Consider the following 16,241-nt stretch of genomic DNA (forward strand, 5'->3'; position numbering starts at 1 on the left):
TCATTCTGGCAAGTGGTTTACGGAGTTTAGCATGCCGAAGGTCGGAATGGAGCCGATCCGGCGCGAGGCGCTGGTCTTGGCGACGATCGCCGAAGTGGGCGAGGCGGGCTCGCTGGATGTGACCGTGAGCCAGATCGCCAAACGCGCGGGAATGTCCAGCGCGCTGGCGCATCATTACTTCGGCGGCAAGGATCAGATTTTCCTCGCCGCGATGCGCCATATCCTCACCGGCTACGGCCGCGAGGTGCGCGCGGCGCTGGCGGGTAAGGCCGACCATACCGCGCGGCTCGAAGCCATCATCCGGGCAAGCTTTTCCGACAGCCAGTTCGGGGCCGAGGTGATCTCGGCCTGGCTGAACTTCTACGTGAAGGCCCAGCAATCGCCCGATGCGGCGCGGCTGCTGCGGCTGTATCACCGGCGGCTGCATTCCAACCTGCTCCATGATCTGCGGCCCCTCGTGGGCGCACGCGCCGACGAGGTCGCGCGCAGCATCGCCGCAATGATCGACGGTGTCTATATCCGTCAGGCGCTCTCGGGCGCGCCGGTGACGCCTGAGGCCGCCGCCGCGCTGGTCTCAAGCGTGCTGCATATGGCTCTGGCACAGGAGGCACGGCAATGAGCAGCCCCAACATCCTGATTTTCATGGTGGATCAGCTGGCAGGCACCTTCTTCCCGGACGGCCCTGCAGATTGGCTCCATGCGCCCAACCTCAAGCGGCTCGCGGCGCGCTCGGCGCGGTTTGCCAATGCCTACACGGCTTCGCCCCTCTGTGGCCCGGCGCGGGCGAGCTTCATGACGGGCTGCCTGCCCAGCCGTACCGGCGTCTATGACAACGCCGCCGAATTCGCCCCCGATAAGCCCACCTTCGCCCATCATCTACGGTCTAGCGGCTACCAGAGCTGCCTTGCGGGCAAGATGCATTTCGTCGGCCCCGACCAGCTGCACGGCTTCGAGGAACGGCTGACAAGCGACATCTACCCAGCCGACTACGGCTGGACGCCGGATTACCGAAAGCCCGGCGAGCGGATCGACTGGTGGTATCACAACATGGGCTCCGTCACCGGCGCGGGCGTGGCTGAGATCACCAACCAGCTGGAATATGACGATGAGGTCGCCGCGAAGGCCACGGCGAAGGTCTATGATCTGGCGCGCGGCAAGGATGCGCGCCCGTGGTGTCTGACGGTGAGCTTCACCCATCCGCATGATCCTTATGTGGCGCGGCGCAAGTATTGGGATCTCTATGAGGACTGCGCGCACCTCTTGCCCGAGGTGCCGCCCATTCCCTTCGCCGAACAGGACGCCCAGAGCCGCCGGATTTTCGAGGCCAATGATTTCGAGAACTACTCCATCACGGCGCGCGAGGTTCAGCGCTCCCGTCGGGCCTATTTCGCCAATATTTCTTACATCGACGAGAAAATCGGTGAGGTGATGGAAGCCTTGGAGGCCACGCGGCAGGAGGCGGTGATCCTCTTCACTTCTGATCACGGCGACATGCTGGGCGAGCGCGGGCTCTGGTTCAAGATGAGCTTCCTTGAGGGCTCCGCCCGTGTGCCGCTGATGATTGCCGGGCCGGGCATCGCGCCGGGGCGGCATGAGGCGCCCGTTTCGCTGCTGGATGTGACGCCGACGCTTTGCGAAATCGCGGGGATGCCGTCTGAGGCCGTCACGCCATGGTGCGAGGGCGAAAGCCTCTTGCCGCTCACGCGCGGGGCGGAGCGCACGGCACCGGTGCGGATGGAATATGCCGCCGAAAGCAGCCAGGCCCCGCTTGTCTGCCTGCGCTATGGCAAGTGGAAATACATCCGCTGTGCGCTCGATCCCGATCTGCTGTTCGATCTGGAGGCCGATCCGCAGGAGCTAGAAAACCTCGCCGAACACCCGGCCCATCAGGGCACGCGCAACGCGCTGCGGGTAAAATCGGAGGCGCGCTGGGATCTGCAGGCGTTTGACGCCGATGTGCGCGCCAGTCAGGCCCGCCGCTGGGTCGTCTATGACGCCCTGCGACAGGGGCACTACACCCCGTGGGAATACAGCCCGCCGCGCGAAGACGCCTACCGCTTCATGCGCAACCACATGAATCTCAATACCCTCGAAGAAGAGGCGCGGTTCCCGCGCGGCGAATAGCTGCCGGGCTCATGCCCCTTTGACTGCTGATAGAACAAGGACGATCCGATGCGCCCCAATGCCCAGCCCGTGGCCAGCCACTTCATCAATGGCCGCTACGTGGAAGACACCGCCGGCACCCCGATCCCGGTGATCTATGCCGCCACCGGCGAGCAGATTGCACAGGTCCATGCCGCGACACCCGCCATCGTGGAAGAGGCGCTTGCGGCGGCGCAGGCGGGCCAGAAGATCTGGGCGGCGATGAGCGGCACCGAACGTGGCCGCGTGCTGCGCCGCGCCGCCGATATGATCCGGGAGCGGAACAGGGCGCTGTCGGAACTGGAAACGCTCGACACCGGCAAACCGATGCAGGAGACGCTCTACGTGGACGCCACCTCGGGTGCGGATGCGCTGGAGTATTTCGGCGGGCTGGCGGGCAGCCTGACGGGCGAACATATCCCGCTGGGGCGCGATTGGGTCTATACGGTGCGCGAACCTTTGGGCGTGTGCGTTGGCATCGGCGCGTGGAACTACCCCACGCAGATCGCCTGCTGGAAAGGCGCGCCCGCGCTGGCCTGTGGCAACGCGATGGTTTTCAAACCCAGCGAAACCACGCCGCTCTGTGCGCTGAAAGTGGCCGAGATCCTGCATGAGGCGGGGCTGCCTGCCGGTGTTTACAACGTGGTGCAGGGCATGGGCGAGGTGGGCGCTGCCTTGGTGAGTGATCCGCGCGTGGCGAAGGTCTCGCTCACCGGCTCGGTGCCGACGGGGCGCAAGGTCTATGCGGCGGCGGCGGACGGGATGAAGCATGTCACGATGGAACTCGGCGGCAAGAGCCCGCTGGTGATCTTTGACGATGCCGATCTGGAAAACGCCGTGGGCGGCGCCATTCTGGGGAACTTCTATTCCTCCGGGCAGGTCTGCTCCAACGGCACTCGGGTCTTCGTGCAGAAGGGCATCAAGGAAGCCTTCCTCGCCCGCCTGAAAGAGCGGCTCGCGGCGGGTGTGGTGATGGGCGATCCGCTGGATGAGGCGGTGAACTTCGGCCCGATGGTGAGCGAGCGCCAGATGCAGATCGTGCAGGGCTATATTGCGAAAGGCGTCGCGGAGGGCGCGCGGCTTGTCCATGGCGGTGGCCGGGCGGAGCGGGAGGGCTTCTACCTTGAGCCGACCGTTTTTGCCGATGTGACTGACGGCATGACCATCGCGCAGGAAGAGATTTTCGGCCCCGTCATGGCGGTGCTCGACTTTGACTCGGAGGACGAGGTGATTGCGCGGGCCAATGACACGGTCTTCGGCCTTTCGGCGGGCGTCTTCACGCAGGATCTGACCCGCGCGCACCGGGTGATCGGGGCGCTGGAGGCGGGCAGCTGTTTCATCAACTCCTACAACGACGCCCCGGTGGAAGCGCCCTTCGGCGGCAGCAAGATGAGCGGCGTGGGGCGGGAGAATTCGAAAGAGGCCATCGCCCACTACAGCCAGGTGAAATCCGTCTACGTGCGGATGGGCGACGTGGAAGCGCCTTTCTAGCAAGGCGCGTTTCGGCCGAGGCGGGGGGGCTCCCGCCAGCGGCGCGGCGCGCCCCTTGGGGGCGCTTGGCCGCTGTTGGGCCCGGCGCCGCTGGCGCGGCGCGGTTTCGCAGGATGACAGAGGAAAGACACCCGGCGGATCGCTGGCGTTGGCAAGGAATGAGTGACGGTATGGAAGCGGATTTCGTGATCGTAGGCGCAGGCTCGGCAGGCTGCGCGATGGCCTATCGTCTGAGCGAGGCGGGCGCGTCGGTGCTGGTGATCGAACATGGCGGCAGCGATGCGGGGCCCTTCATCCAGATGCCTGCCGCTCTGAGCTATCCGATGAACATGAGCCTTTATGACTGGGGTTTTCAGAGCGAGCCGGAGCCGCATCTGAACAACCGCCGCCTTGCGACCCCGCGCGGCAAAGTGATCGGCGGCTCCTCCTCGATCAACGGCATGGTTTACGTGCGCGGCCACGCCAAGGATTTCGACCATTGGGCGGAGGCGGGCGCGCAGGGCTGGGCCTATGCAGATGTGCTGCCTTACTTCAAGCGCATGGAGAGCTGGCATGACGGCGGTCACGGGGGCGATCCCCGCTGGCGCGGCTCTGACGGGCCGCTGCACGTGAGCCGGGGCCCGCGCGACAACCCTTTGCATGACGCTTTCGTCGCGGCCGGCCAGCAGGCGGGCTACGAGATCACGCAGGATTACAACGGCGAGAAGCAGGAGGGCTTCGGCCCGATGGAGCAGACCGTCTGGCAGGGGCGGCGCTGGTCGGCGGCAAATGCCTATCTGCGGCCGGCGCTCAAACGAGAGACCTGCAGCCTGATCAAGGGGCTGGCCACGCGCATCGTGATCGAGGAGGGCCGCGCCACGGGCGTCGAGATCCTGCGCGGTGGCGCGCCCGAGGTGATCCGCGCCCGGCGCGAGGTGATCATCGCGGCCTCCTCCATCAACTCGCCCAAACTGCTGTTGCTCTCGGGCATCGGCCCGGCGGGAGAACTGGCGGCGCAAGGCATCGATGTGGTGGCCGACCGCCCCGGCGTTGGCAAGAACCTGCAGGATCACCTTGAGGTCTATTTCCAGATGGCCGCTGCCAAGCCGGTGACGCTCTATCGTTACTGGAACCTGATCTCCAAGGGGCTGATCGGGGCGCAATGGCTGTTTACGAAAACCGGGCTGGGGGCCTCGAACCAGTTTGAAAGCGCGGCCTTCATCCGCAGCCGGGCTGGGGTGGAGTACCCCGACATCCAGTATCATTTCCTGCCCCTCGCCGTGCGCTACGATGGCCGCGCGGCGGCAGAAGGCCATGGCTTTCAGGCCCATGTCGGCCCGATGCGCTCGCCCTCGCGCGGGGAGATCACGCTCAAGAGCAGCGATCCCCGCGAGGCGCCGCGCATCTTCTTCAACTACATGTCCTGCGAACAGGATTGGCAGGATTTCCGCACCTGCCTGCGCCTGACGCGAGAGATCTTCGGGCAGGAGGCCTTCAAGCCCTTCGTGAAGCACGAGATCCAGCCCGGGGCCGCCTTGCAAAGCGACGACGAATTGGATGGCTTCATCCGCGAACACGCCGAAAGCGCCTATCACCCCTGCGGCACCTGCAAGATAGGCGCGGCGGAGGATACGATGGCGGTTGTGGACCCTGAGTGCCGGGTGATCGGCGTCGAGGGCCTGCGCGTGGCCGACAGCTCCATCTTCCCGCGCATCACCAATGGCAACCTCAACGGCCCGTCGATCATGGTGGGTGAGAAGGCGAGCGACCATATCCTCGGCAAACCGGCGCTGGCGCCTTCCAATGCCGAACCCTGGCTCAGCCCGCGCTGGCAAAGCGCGCAGCGGTGATTTTCGGCAACGTATTAACCTTCGTTAACAAAGCCGCTTGAAGCCCTCCGATACCGCCGGTAGCCGGGGGGCATGACGCGCTTTCTCCTCCTGTTCGCCCTTCTCCTCGCCACTCCGCTTGCCGCCGCGCCTTTTGGGGGGCGCGTTGAGGTAAGCGATGGCGATTCCTTGCGCATGGGCAGCACCCGCATCCGGCTTTTCGGCATCGATGCGCCGGAGCTGGATCAATCCTGCCGCAAGGCCGATGGGCGGGTCTGGGCCTGTGGCGATTGGGCGAAGGCCACGCTTGCAGGCCTTGTGGCCGGGCAAAAGCTGAGTTGCCAGCAGCGCGACACTGATCGCTATGGCCGGGTGGTGGCCAGTTGCACGGCGGGCGGCAAGGATCTGGGGGCGGAGATGGTCCGGCTTGGGGCGGCGATGGCCTATCGCAAATACGCGCTGGACTACGTGGATCTGGAGAAACAGGCCGTCTTCGCCAAGCGCGGGATCTGGGCGGGCGAGGTGCGCGCGCCGGAGGATCACCGGCGCGGCAAGGCGGCGGCTCCGGCTGCGCAGGCGCAACCCCTGCAAGGTTGCGTGATCAAGGGCAATATCTCGGGCAACGGGCAGATCTACCACATGCCGGGGCAGGCCGATTACACCAAGGTGCGGATCAACACCGCCAAGGGCGAGCGCTGGTTCTCCTCTGAAGGCGAAGCGCAGGCGGCGGGCTGGCGGAGGGCGCGGCGCTGAGGCGCGGCTGCGAAGTGCAGCCGGAGCGCCGCCCGAAACACCTGACGATTTTTACCTGAAATTTGCCGCCGATTTGATCCCGATCAAGGCAGTCGGGCGCCAGCGTCCCTACCTGTTGTTTGCAACAGAAAGACGGAGACGCAGATGTCCAATACCCCGCATGAACTTGCCGCCGAATTTCCGGACAAACTGGAAGAGATCAGCAAGCTGAAGCAGGAAAACGCCCATTTCGCCAAGCTGATGGAAGAATATCACGAGGTGAACCGCGACGTGCACCGGGCCGAAACCAATGTCGCCCCCACGGATGATCTGCACGAAGGCGAGCTGCGCAAGAAGCGTATGGCGCTGAAGGACGAGCTTTGGAAAATGCTCAGCGCGGTGGACTGAGACACCGGGAGGACGTTGAGCATTTGGGCGCTGCGGGGGGTTTAGTCCTTTCCCCTCGCGGCGCCTTTGTCGTTTTAAGGGGGAAGTTTGGCGGGGCAGGGGCCGTGGCCCCTGCCCCAGGGCTTTAGCGGCCCCGGATACGCGGATCGAGCGCGTCGCGGAGGCCATCGCCGATGTAGTTCACGCTCAGCACCGTGAGCGAGATCGCGATGCCCGGCCAGACCACCCGCTCCGGGTAGGAGACCATCCGGTCTACGCTGTCGTTCAGCAGGCGGCCCCATGTGGGGAAATCCGGCGGGAAGCCGAAGCCGAGGAAGCTGAGCGCGCTTTCGGTGATGATCGAGGCAGCGATGCCGAGCGTGGCCGAAACCATGATCGGGCTCATGATGTTGGGTAGGATGTGGTTGGTGATGATCCGGCGCGAAGGCGTGCCGATGGAGCGCGCCGCGAGCACGAATTCCCGCTCTTTCAGCGCCAGCACGTCGCCCCGCACGATCCGCGCGGTCTGCATCCAACTGGTGATGCCGATCAGCGCCACGATCAGTGCGAACGTGCCGCCTTCCACACCGAAAGTGGCCGAGAGCGGCTCGCGGAAAAGCAGCGAGGCCACGAGGATCAGCGGCAGCAGGGGCAGCGCCAGGAATAGGTCCGTCGTGCGCATCAGTGGGCCGTCGAGCTTGCGGAAGTAGCCCGCCACCACGCCGATGGCCGTGCCCAGCACGATCGAGAGCACCATCGCCGTGAGCCCTACCGCGATCGACACCCGGCCGCCGTACATCAGGCGGGCGAGGTTGTCGCGGGCGAGGTTGTCGGTGCCCAGCGGATTGGCCCAGCTGACCTTGGCACTGCTGTCCCAGAGCGCGGTGTAGATCGGGCGGATATCGCGCTGCTTGATCATGTCCACCACGGGCGGGATCGCCTGCGGATCGGCGCGCCAGAGCACCGGGCCCAGCGTCACGCCGAAAACGATGGTGGCGAAGATGATCAACCCCACGAGCGCGCCGCGGTGGCTTTTGAACTGATCCCAGACATCCCACCACTGGCTGCGGGTGCCTTCCATCTCTTCGAGTTGTTGCACGGTCTCAGTCATAGCGGATCCTCGGATCAAGAATGCCGTAGAGCACATCGGCAACAAGGTTGAAGAGCACGATCAGCACCGCGAAGATGAAGGTGAGCGTCTGAACCATCGGCAGGTCATTGGCCTGGATCGAGGTGATCAGCAGCTGGCCGATCCCGTTCACCTTGAAGACCTGCTCGGTGATGATGGCCCCGCCGAAGATCGAGGGGATGCCAAGCGCGATCACGGTGACCACGGGGATCATCGAGTTGCGCAGCACATGCACCATGACAACGTGCCATTCGCCGAGCCCTTTGGCCCGCGCGGTCCGCACGTAATCCTGATTGAGGTTGTCCAGCATCGAGGCGCGCATGAAGCGGCTGATCTGGCTTGTGATCTGCAGCGCCAGCACCATGACGGGCAGGAACATCTGGTTCAGCTGAACCTTGAAGCTCGCCCAGTCGCTGACCTTATGCGTGGTGTCGTAGATCGAGGGGAACCAGCCGAGGTTCACCGCGAAGATCACGATCACCAGCACACCCGAAAAGAAGGGCGGCACGGAGAAGCCGACCATGGTTATGAACGTCCCGGCGTTATCGAACACCGAGTATTGCTTGTAGGCCGAGTAGATGCCGATGGGCAGGGCGATCAGGATGCCCACGAGGTAGGCGACGCCCACGACCCAGAGCGTCTGCGGCAGGCGCTGGTAGACGATGTCCATCACCGGAGAGCGGGTCTGCCAGCTGATCACGCGCAGCTTGCCTTCGGTGAGGTTGGTGCCGAACATGTTGTCGATGAGCACCTGCGGTTCGATCCAGAAGAACTGCACGATCCATTTCCAATACTGGACATAGACCGGCTGGCCGAGGCCAAGCGCCTCGCGCATCTTCTCTTTCACTTCCGGCGGCACGGTGAGGGGCACCTGGGCCATCGGATCGCCCGGTGCAAGCTGGAGAAGCAGGAAGATCACCAGCGAGATAAACAGAAGCGTCGGGATCGCGAGGATCAACCGGCGAAGGGTAAAGGTAAGCATGGAGGGAGTGGCCCGCAGCTAGGGTGCCGCCGCACGCCCGTAAAGGGATGCGGCGGCGGTTGGTTTTACTTCACGCGGTGCCAGTCGGCGACGTTCCAGAGCTCGGAGTCCCAGACGTTCAGCTTCACGCCGCCAAGGCTGTTGGCGTGGGCCGAGAGGCGGCCACGGTGCACGAGCGGGATCATGCCGCCGTTTTCCACAACCATGCGGTTCAGCTCTTTCGCGATCTCGGCGCGCTCATCGGCGTTGGCCGTGGAGGCGAGCTTGGCGTGCAGCGCGTCATATTCCTCGGAGCAGAAGCGGGAGATGTTCTCGCCCTGCCACTGGTTGGCCGGCGACGGAGCCTTGTCGCACAGCGCGTTGCCGAGGTAGGTCTGCGGGTCGGTGCCGTTGAAGGTGTTGGCGTACATTTCCACGTCCGCGTAGAACTTCTGGAAGGTGTCCGGGGAGCCCGGATCGCCACCGAAGAAGACGGATGCGTTGATGTTGCGCAGCTCGGCTTCAACGCCAATTTCGCTCCACCACTGTTTGATCAGGGCTTGGAAGTCCTGACGCACGGCGTTGGTGGAGGTCTGGTACAGAACCTTCAGCGCCACGCCGTCTTTCTCGCGGATGCCGTCGCCGTCGGTGTCAACGATGCCGGCTTCATCGAGCAGCGCGTTGGCGCCGGCGATGTCCTGCACGTCACAGCCTTCGACTTCGATCGCGTAAGCCGCCGGGGCCGGAACCCAGGAGCAGGACACGCGGCCGGCCTTGCCGTAGCCGACTTCCACCAGCAGCGGGCGGTCGATGGCCATGGAGAGCGCCTTGTAGACGGCCGGATCCGAGAGGAACGGGTGCGGACGCACGACGGAACGCTCGTCCGGGCCAAGCGCCGGATCGGGGTTGGTGTTGTTGAGCATGATGCGCTCAAGCAGCGGGCCGAAGCCGGCCACGGCGGTGCCTTTGCCAGCGGCTTCCATGCCGGCAATCACGTCGGGTGCGAGCTGCAGGTTCCAGGCGTAGTCGAACTCGCCGGTTTCCATCACGGCGCGGCCCGCAGCGGTGGCATCGCCGCCGCCCTTGAAGGTCAGCGTGGCGAAGGCCGGCTTGGCGGCGTCGCGGTAGTTCTGGTTGGCTTCCATCGAGATCACGTCGTTGGGACGGAAATCGGTGACGGTGAAGGGGCCGGTGCCAACGGGGTTGAAGTTTTCCGTGGTGCACTCGGGCGCTTTGGCGCCAAGGCAGTTGGCGAATTGTGCCGCCTGCAGGATCGGGCTCTCACCGCCCACGAAGGGGCCGTAGGGGAAGGGGGTGGGCTTGTCGAAGGTGACGACAACGGTCAGCTCGTCGGGCGTTTCCACGCTCGTCACGCCGCCGAATTTCGTCAGCTGGGCGCAGCCGCCTTCGGGATGCATGCAGTAGTCGGCGGTGAATTTCACGTCAGCCGAGGTGAAGGGGGTGCCGTCGGACCACAGGATGCCCGGTTTGATCTTCCAGGTGATGGAGGTCAGATCCTCGGCCACGCCGCCGTTTTCCACGGTCGGCACTTCTTCGGCCAGCCAGGGCACCAGCGTGCCGGTCTCGTCGTAGCGGGCCAGCGGCTCGATGATCAGCGAGGCGGCCTCGATGTCCTTGGTGCCACCCGACAGGAACGGGTTCAGGATCGACGGTGCCTGCCAATAGATGATGTTCACATGGCCGTCCGCGCCACGCTCGGCCATGGCCATCGGTGCCATGGCAAAGGCGGCGGCAGCGCCCAGCAGGGTTGCTTTGAGGTTCATTCAGACTCTCCTTGTTGGATTTCCCCGTTTTCGGGTTTGCCCCGAAAATCGTTTTTCACGTTTGTTGCGGACACCTTTTTGGTGCTCCGGTCAGTATGACACTGTTTGAAGGCTCCCTGACAATGCCCGCGTTACGTGCGGTGGAGTTGACACCGATCGCTGCCCAATGGGCGAGCGAATGCCCATAGTCTGACCAGTTCCAGATTTTTGTAAAGGCCCTGCGCGGCACTCGGGCACATCTTGTTGGCTACGTTAGTTAACATTGCCAACTAACTATGCAAAGCTGGTCGAAAGAGGCAGAGAATCGCTCCGTACCGGTGCCGTAGGGGCAGGGGAATCAGGCAGGCGCGGCTGCGCTTGTGTTTGACAATTTCCCGAAAGCCTCGCTAGCGTTCCGGCCAAAACAACAGGGTAAGCAACCATGCTCGATCAACCGCTCATCGATGTGCGCAACCTGCGCGTGGAGTTCGATACCAACTCTGGCCTCGTGGTGGGTGCGGAGGATGTTTCCTTTGAAATTCAACCGGGTGAGACGCTCTGCGTCGTCGGCGAATCCGGGTCGGGCAAATCGATTTCCGCGCTCTCGATGATGCGTCTGGTGGAGTTCGGCGGCGGCCGGATTGCCAACGGCTCGCTGATGTTCCGAATCAAGGACGGCGAGACGATCGACATCGCCAAGGCCGATCCGCGTGACATGCGCGAGATTCGTGGCAACGAGATCGGGATGATCTTTCAGGAGCCGATGACCTCGCTCAACCCGGTCTTCACCATCGGCCGCCAGCTCACCGAAGGGCTGAAGCTGCACAAGAACCTGAGCCAGAAGAAGGCCGACGCCCGCGCCATCGAACTGCTTCGGCAGGTACGCATTCCCGAGCCCGAGCGGCGGATGAAGCAATACCCGCACGAGTTGTCCGGCGGTATGCGCCAGCGCGTGGTGATCGCCATGGCCATGGCCTGCGAGCCGCGCATTCTAATCTGCGACGAGCCCACAACCGCGCTCGACGTGACGATCCAGGCCGAGATCCTCGCCCTGATCGACCGCCTCAAGCGCGAGCACAACACCGCCGTTCTGTTCATCACCCACGATATGGCCGTGGTGGCCCAGATGGCCGACCGCGTTGTCGTCATGTATCGCGGCAACATGGTGGAAGAGGGCAGCGTCGAGGAGATCTTCGAGAACCCGAAGGCCGACTACACCAAGGCGCTTCTGGCCGCCGTGCCGCGCCTTGGCGAGATGACGGGCAAGCCCGCGCCCGAACCAATGCGTATCATGGGTCAGGAAACGCCCGACTGGACGACGAAAGCCCCCAAGGCCACGCCCGGCGAACTGCTGCTGGAGGTGAAAAACCTCACCACGCGTTTCCCGGTGAAGAAGGGTCTGATGCGCCGCACCGTGGCCAATGTCCACGCGGTGGAGGATGTCTCCTTCCGGCTGAACGCGGGTGAGACGCTCTCGCTCGTGGGCGAAAGCGGCTGTGGCAAATCCTCCTGTGGGCGCTCGATCCTGCGGCTGGTGGAGCCCCAGTCGGGCACGATCAACCTCGGCGGCACGGATGTGATGGCGCTGGATCAGAAGGGCCTCCTGAAGGCCCGGCGCGACATGCAGATGGTGTTTCAGGATCCCTTCGCCTCGCTCAACCCGCAGGTGCGCCTGATGGATCAGGTCGCTGAGCCGCTGCGCAACTACAACATCGCCTCGGGGGCTGAGTTGACGGACCGCGTCGCCCGCCTGTTTGACCGCGTGCACCTGCCGCGCAGCTTCATGAAGCGCTACCCGCACGAGCTCTCCGGCGGCCAGCGCCAGCGCATCGCCATTGCGCGTGCGCTCGCGCTGAACCCCAAGCTGATCGTCGCCGATGAGGCGGTTTCGGCGCTCGATGTCTCGGTGCAGGCGCAGGTGCTGAACCTGATGATGGAACTGCAGGCCGAGCTTGGCATCGCCATGCTCTTCATCAGCCACGACATGGCCGTAGTGGAGCGCGTCTCGCATCAGACGGCGGTGATGTATCTGGGCCGCATCGTGGAGATCGGCCCCCGCGCCGCCATCTTCGAGGATCCGCGCCACCCCTACACGCAATCGTTGCTCTCGGCGGTGCCCGTGGCCGATCCGCGCCAGCGCGCCGGTGCGCGAGAGCTGAACTTCAAGCCGATCCCTTCGCCGATCTTCCCGGTTGGCTATGAGCCCGGCCCCTCCCTATATGACGAGGTGAGCCCGGGTCATTTCGTGCTCCGATCCTGATCCGATCGCGCGGCCCGGTCAGGAGGCATCTGTGAGAGAAGACCTTACCGCACGCGAGATCCTTGAGCGGCTCGTCGCCTTTCCCACCGTCAGCAGCGGCAGTAATCTGGCGTTGATCGACTGGGTGGAGGGCTATCTCGCGGGCCATGGCGTTGCCGCCCACCGCGTTTATAACGCCGATCGCACCAAGGCCGCGCTGTTTGCCAATGTGGGGCCGGAGGTGGCGGGCGGTGTCGTCCTCTCTGGCCATACGGATGTGGTGCCGGTGGAGGGGCAGGCGTGGACCAGCGATCCCTTCACGCTCACCGAACGCGACGGCAAGCTCTATGGGCGCGGCGCTTGTGACATGAAAGGCTTCTGCGCGCTTGCGCTGGCGGCGGTGCCCGAGGCGCTGCAGGCCGGGGTGAACCGCCCGCTGCAGATCGCGCTCTCCTATGACGAGGAAATCGGCTGCACCGGTGCACCGCCGCTGGTTGAAGCGATGAACGCAACCCTGCCCAAGGCCTTGGCCGCGCTGATCGGGGAGCCGACGATGATGCAGGTGGTGACGGGCCACAAGGGCATGTCGGGGCTGCGGGTGCATGTGAAGGGCTTTGAGGTGCATTCCTCGCTGCTGCCCGAAGGGGTCTCGGCCATTCTGGAAGGCACGCGGCTCGTAGATTGGGTGCGCCAGCGCAACGCGGAGCTTCAGGCCGCCACCCCAAGCGCGCTCGCGGCCATGTTCCATCCGCCCTTCACCACCGCCCATGTGGGCGAGATCCGGGGCGGCACGGCCCATAACATCACCGCCAAGGATTGCCGGTTTGACGTCACCTTCCGCAGCGTTCCCGGCGAATCTGCTGCCGATTGGGCAGATCGCTTCCGCGAGGAAGCCGCCGCGCTGGATGCAGAACTGAAAGCACGTCATCCGGCCGCTGGCGTCGTGGTGGAAGAGGATTTCATCATGCCCGCCCTGCGCCCCGAAACCGACGGCGCCGCGGAAGAACTCGCCCGCCGCCTGACCGGCGACAACGGCAGCCACACGGTGAGCTACGGCACCGAAGCCGGGCATTTTCAGGATGGCGGCTATTCGGCTGTCGTCTGCGGCCCGGGCGACATCGCCCAGGCCCACCAGCCCGACGAATACATCACCCTTTCCCAATTCGACGCCGGCCAGGCCTTCCTGCGCCGGCTGATCACCCATCTCTCAGAATAGGACGATCCATGCCCATCAAGAACCGTTTTGCCGAGCTTCAGGACGAAATCACCGCCTGGCGGCGCGACCTGCATGAAAACCCTGAGATCCTCTTTGAAACCCACCGCACCGCGGCGATGGTGGCCGAAAAGCTGAAGGAATTTGGCTGCGACGAGATCGTCACCGGCCTCGGGCGCACCGGGGTTGTGGGCGTGATCAAGGGCAAGGCCAACACCTCGGGCAAGGTCGTGGGCCTGCGCGCCGATATGGACGCGCTGCCGATCCACGAGGCGACGGGGCTGGAGTATGCTTCCAAGACCCCGGGCGCGATGCACGCTTGCGGCCACGATGGCCACACCGCCATGCTGCTCGGCGCGGCGAAATACCTGTCGGAAACGCGCAACTTCGACGGCACGGTGGTGGTGATCTTCCAGCCCGCCGAAGAAGGCGGCGGCGGTGGCCGCGAGATGTGCGAAGACGGCATGATGGAGCGCTTCGGCATTCAGGAAGTCTACGGCATGCACAACTGGCCGGGCCGCCCTGTTGGCAGCTTCGCCATCCGCCCGGGCGCTTTCTTTGCCGCCACGGACACGTTTGAAATCGCGGTGAAAGGGCGCGGCGGACATGCCGCCAAACCCCAGGAAACCGTGGATCCTGTGGTGATGGCGAGCCAGATCGTGACCGCCCTGCAAACCATCGCCAGCCGCAACGCCGATCCGGTGAAGCAGGTGGTGGTTTCCGTGACAAGCATCGAGAGCGACAGCAAGGCTTTCAACGTGATCCCGCAGAAGGTCACCCTGCGCGGCACCGTGCGCACGCTTGATGCGGAGATCCGCGATTTGGCCGAAACCCGGATCAAGGCGATCTGTGAAAGCATGGGCGTAGCGCTGGGTGGCGCGGCGGATGTGAATTACATGCGGGGCTATCCGGTGATGGTGAACAGCGAGGCCGAAACCGAATTCGCCGCCGAAGTGGCGCGCAAAGTCTCCGGCGGCTGCGATGACGCGCCGCTCGTCATGGGTGGTGAGGATTTCGCCTATATGCTCGAAGAACGCCCGGGCGCCTACATCCTTGTCGGCAATGGCGATACGGCCGCGGTGCATCACCCGGAATACAACTTCAACGACGATGCCATTCCAGCGGGCTGCTCCTGGTGGGCGGAGATCGTGGAAAGCCGGATGCCCGCCGCCTAACGCCATTCAAAATGCATGCGGGGCTTTGCCCCGCATACTGGATTGTTGCGAGGCTCTGCCTCGCGCTCCGGGATATTTGGGGCAAGATGATGGGGCCCCACTTTGTTCTGTAAATATCTCGGGGGAGTCGCCGAAGGCGGCGGGGGCAGAGCCCCCTCTGGCCAGTTTATCCGCCCGTATGGCTCATGTGGCGGCTCATCTGACCGCCGAGTTCCTGCCGGGAATAGTCGAAATCATGGCCCTTGGGCTTCAGCCCGATGGCAGCGCGGATGGCCTCTTGCAGCGGAGCGTCCTGATCTGGGTGGGCGCGCAGGGGCGCGCGCAGGTCGCTTTTGCCTTCCTGCCCAAGGCAGGTGTAGATCTCGCCGGTGCAGGTGATGCGCACGCGGTTGCAGCTTTCGCAAAAATTATGGGTGAGCGGCGTGATGAAGCCGATCTTCTGGCCGGTTTCCTCAAGCCGCACGTAACGCGCCGGGCCGCCGGTGCGTTCCGTTAGATCGCTCACGGTGAAGCGTTCGGCAAGGCGCGCGCGCAGATCCTTGAGCGACCAATATTGCCCGAGCCGGTTTTCGTTGCCGATGTCGCCCATCGGCATGACCTCGATGAAGGTGAGGTCCATATCCTTTTGTGCGCACCAGTCGGTCAGCGTGAACAGTTCGTCCTCGTTGAAGTCTTTCAGCGCAACGGTGTTGATTTTCACGCGAAGGCCTGCCGCCTGCGCTGCTTCGATGCCCTCCAGCACCTGTTGCAGGCGGCCCCAGCGGGTGATTTCAGCGAATTTGGCCTCATCCAGCGTGTCGAGCGAGATGTTGATGCGGCGCACACCGGCCTCAAACAGCGGCTGCGCGAATTTCGCCAGCTGGCTGCCGTTGGTGGTGAGCGTCAGTTCCGAGAGCGCGCCGCTGTCAAGGTGGCGGCTCATGCCCTCGAAAAACGTCATGATCCCCTTGCGCACGAGCGGCTCGCCGCCGGTGATGCGCAGCTTCTTCACGCCCATGCCGATGAAGGCAGAGCAGAGGCGGTCCAGCTCTTCCAGCGTCAGCAATTCCTTCTTGGGAAGGAAGGTCATGTTCTCCGACATGCAGTACACACAGCGGAAATCGCATCGGTCTGTCACCGAAACCCGCAGGTAGGTGATGGCGCGCTGGAAGGGGTCGATCAACTGGCTCATGCAGGGAAGGTAGGAGTCAATTCGCCCAAG

General features: G+C 64.3%; 13 protein-coding genes. 9 read left to right on the forward strand and 4 right to left on the reverse strand.

Annotation, left to right across the window (positions count from 1 at the left end; translation table 11 throughout):
- Positions 1-31 precede the first annotated feature (31 nt).
- From betI to KVX96_RS06225, 6 genes are all read left to right on the forward strand, one after another.
- Positions 32-619, forward strand: coding sequence for a transcriptional regulator BetI (betI, locus tag KVX96_RS06200; protein WP_261193454.1), 588 nt, complete (start codon positions 32-34; stop codon positions 617-619).
- Positions 616-2,124 carry a choline-sulfatase gene (betC, locus tag KVX96_RS06205; protein WP_261193455.1) on the forward strand — a complete coding sequence of 503 codons (1,509 nt, stop codon included), beginning with the start codon at positions 616-618 and terminating at the stop codon, positions 2,122-2,124. Before betI ends, betC begins: the two co-directional genes overlap by 4 nt.
- A 48-nt stretch (positions 2,125-2,172) precedes the next feature.
- Positions 2,173-3,633 carry a betaine-aldehyde dehydrogenase gene (gene betB, locus KVX96_RS06210; protein ID WP_261193456.1) on the forward strand — a complete coding sequence of 487 codons (1,461 nt, stop codon included), beginning with the start codon at positions 2,173-2,175 and terminating at the stop codon, positions 3,631-3,633.
- A gap of 170 nt (positions 3,634-3,803) precedes the next feature.
- The gene (betA, locus tag KVX96_RS06215; RefSeq protein WP_261195392.1) at positions 3,804-5,462 is read left to right on the forward strand and encodes a choline dehydrogenase; all 1,659 of its coding nucleotides are present in this window, start codon (positions 3,804-3,806) and stop codon (positions 5,460-5,462) included.
- Between the two features lie 72 nt (positions 5,463-5,534).
- Entirely contained in the window at positions 5,535-6,194 is a 660-nt protein-coding gene (locus KVX96_RS06220; RefSeq protein WP_261193457.1) for a thermonuclease family protein, read from the forward strand.
- Between the two features lie 144 nt (positions 6,195-6,338).
- A complete protein-coding gene (locus KVX96_RS06225) occupies positions 6,339-6,581 on the forward strand; it encodes a YdcH family protein (RefSeq protein WP_261193458.1) in 243 nt (80 codons plus the stop codon).
- A 124-nt stretch (positions 6,582-6,705) separates the two neighbouring features.
- Here KVX96_RS06225 and KVX96_RS06230 read toward each other — a convergent pair whose 3' ends face one another.
- From KVX96_RS06230 to KVX96_RS06240, 3 genes are all read right to left on the reverse strand, one after another.
- Entirely contained in the window at positions 6,706-7,671 is a 966-nt protein-coding gene (locus KVX96_RS06230; protein ID WP_261193459.1) for an ABC transporter permease, read from the reverse strand.
- Positions 7,664-8,671: an ABC transporter permease gene (locus KVX96_RS06235; RefSeq protein ID WP_261193460.1), complete on the reverse strand. Its 1,008-nt coding sequence runs from the start codon at positions 8,669-8,671 to the stop codon at positions 7,664-7,666. Before KVX96_RS06235 ends, KVX96_RS06230 begins: the two co-directional genes overlap by 8 nt.
- A gap of 65 nt (positions 8,672-8,736) precedes the next feature.
- Entirely contained in the window at positions 8,737-10,434 is a 1,698-nt protein-coding gene (locus tag KVX96_RS06240) for a peptide ABC transporter substrate-binding protein (RefSeq protein WP_261193461.1), read from the reverse strand.
- Positions 10,435-10,855: 421 nt separating this feature from the next.
- Here KVX96_RS06240 and KVX96_RS06245 point away from each other — a divergent pair, with 421 nt between their 5' ends.
- From KVX96_RS06245 to KVX96_RS06255, 3 genes are read left to right on the forward strand one after another with little or no spacing between them, the layout of a single operon-like run.
- Positions 10,856-12,673 (forward strand): ABC transporter ATP-binding protein, encoded by a 1,818-nt coding sequence (locus KVX96_RS06245; protein ID WP_261193462.1) that lies wholly within the window; start codon positions 10,856-10,858, stop codon positions 12,671-12,673.
- A gap of 31 nt (positions 12,674-12,704) precedes the next feature.
- A complete protein-coding gene (gene argE / locus KVX96_RS06250; protein ID WP_261193463.1) occupies positions 12,705-13,868 on the forward strand; it encodes an acetylornithine deacetylase in 1,164 nt (387 codons plus the stop codon).
- Between the two features lie 8 nt (positions 13,869-13,876).
- A complete protein-coding gene (locus tag KVX96_RS06255) occupies positions 13,877-15,040 on the forward strand; it encodes a M20 aminoacylase family protein (RefSeq protein WP_261193464.1) in 1,164 nt (387 codons plus the stop codon).
- Positions 15,041-15,206: 166 nt separating this feature from the next.
- On the opposite strand, the gene moaA is transcribed toward KVX96_RS06255, so the two are convergent.
- Positions 15,207-16,211 (reverse strand): GTP 3',8-cyclase MoaA, encoded by a 1,005-nt coding sequence (gene moaA, locus KVX96_RS06260; protein ID WP_261193465.1) that lies wholly within the window; start codon positions 16,209-16,211, stop codon positions 15,207-15,209.
- Positions 16,212-16,241: the final 30 nt, after the last annotated feature.

The sequence above is a fragment of the Pseudoruegeria sp. SHC-113 genome, from assembly GCF_025376885.1.
In the GTDB taxonomy this organism is placed as follows: Bacteria; Pseudomonadota; Alphaproteobacteria; order Rhodobacterales; family Rhodobacteraceae; genus Pseudoruegeria.

Coding starts and splice junctions, on each gene's coding strand:
- betI (WP_261193454.1), top strand. CDS start 32: ATGCCGAAGGTCGGAATGGAGCCGATCCGGCGCGAGGCGCTGGTCTTG.
- moaA (WP_261193465.1), bottom strand. CDS start 16,211: ATGAGCCAGTTGATCGACCCCTTCCAGCGCGCCATCACCTACCTGCGG.
- betB (WP_261193456.1), top strand. CDS start 2,173: ATGCGCCCCAATGCCCAGCCCGTGGCCAGCCACTTCATCAATGGCCGC.
- KVX96_RS06240 (WP_261193461.1), bottom strand. CDS start 10,434: ATGAACCTCAAAGCAACCCTGCTGGGCGCTGCCGCCGCCTTTGCCATG.
- KVX96_RS06225 (WP_261193458.1), top strand. CDS start 6,339: ATGTCCAATACCCCGCATGAACTTGCCGCCGAATTTCCGGACAAACTG.
- betC (WP_261193455.1), top strand. CDS start 616: ATGAGCAGCCCCAACATCCTGATTTTCATGGTGGATCAGCTGGCAGGC.
- betA (WP_261195392.1), top strand. CDS start 3,804: ATGGAAGCGGATTTCGTGATCGTAGGCGCAGGCTCGGCAGGCTGCGCG.
- KVX96_RS06245 (WP_261193462.1), top strand. CDS start 10,856: ATGCTCGATCAACCGCTCATCGATGTGCGCAACCTGCGCGTGGAGTTC.
- KVX96_RS06220 (WP_261193457.1), top strand. CDS start 5,535: ATGACGCGCTTTCTCCTCCTGTTCGCCCTTCTCCTCGCCACTCCGCTT.
- KVX96_RS06255 (WP_261193464.1), top strand. CDS start 13,877: ATGCCCATCAAGAACCGTTTTGCCGAGCTTCAGGACGAAATCACCGCC.
- KVX96_RS06235 (WP_261193460.1), bottom strand. CDS start 8,671: ATGCTTACCTTTACCCTTCGCCGGTTGATCCTCGCGATCCCGACGCTT.
- KVX96_RS06230 (WP_261193459.1), bottom strand. CDS start 7,671: ATGACTGAGACCGTGCAACAACTCGAAGAGATGGAAGGCACCCGCAGC.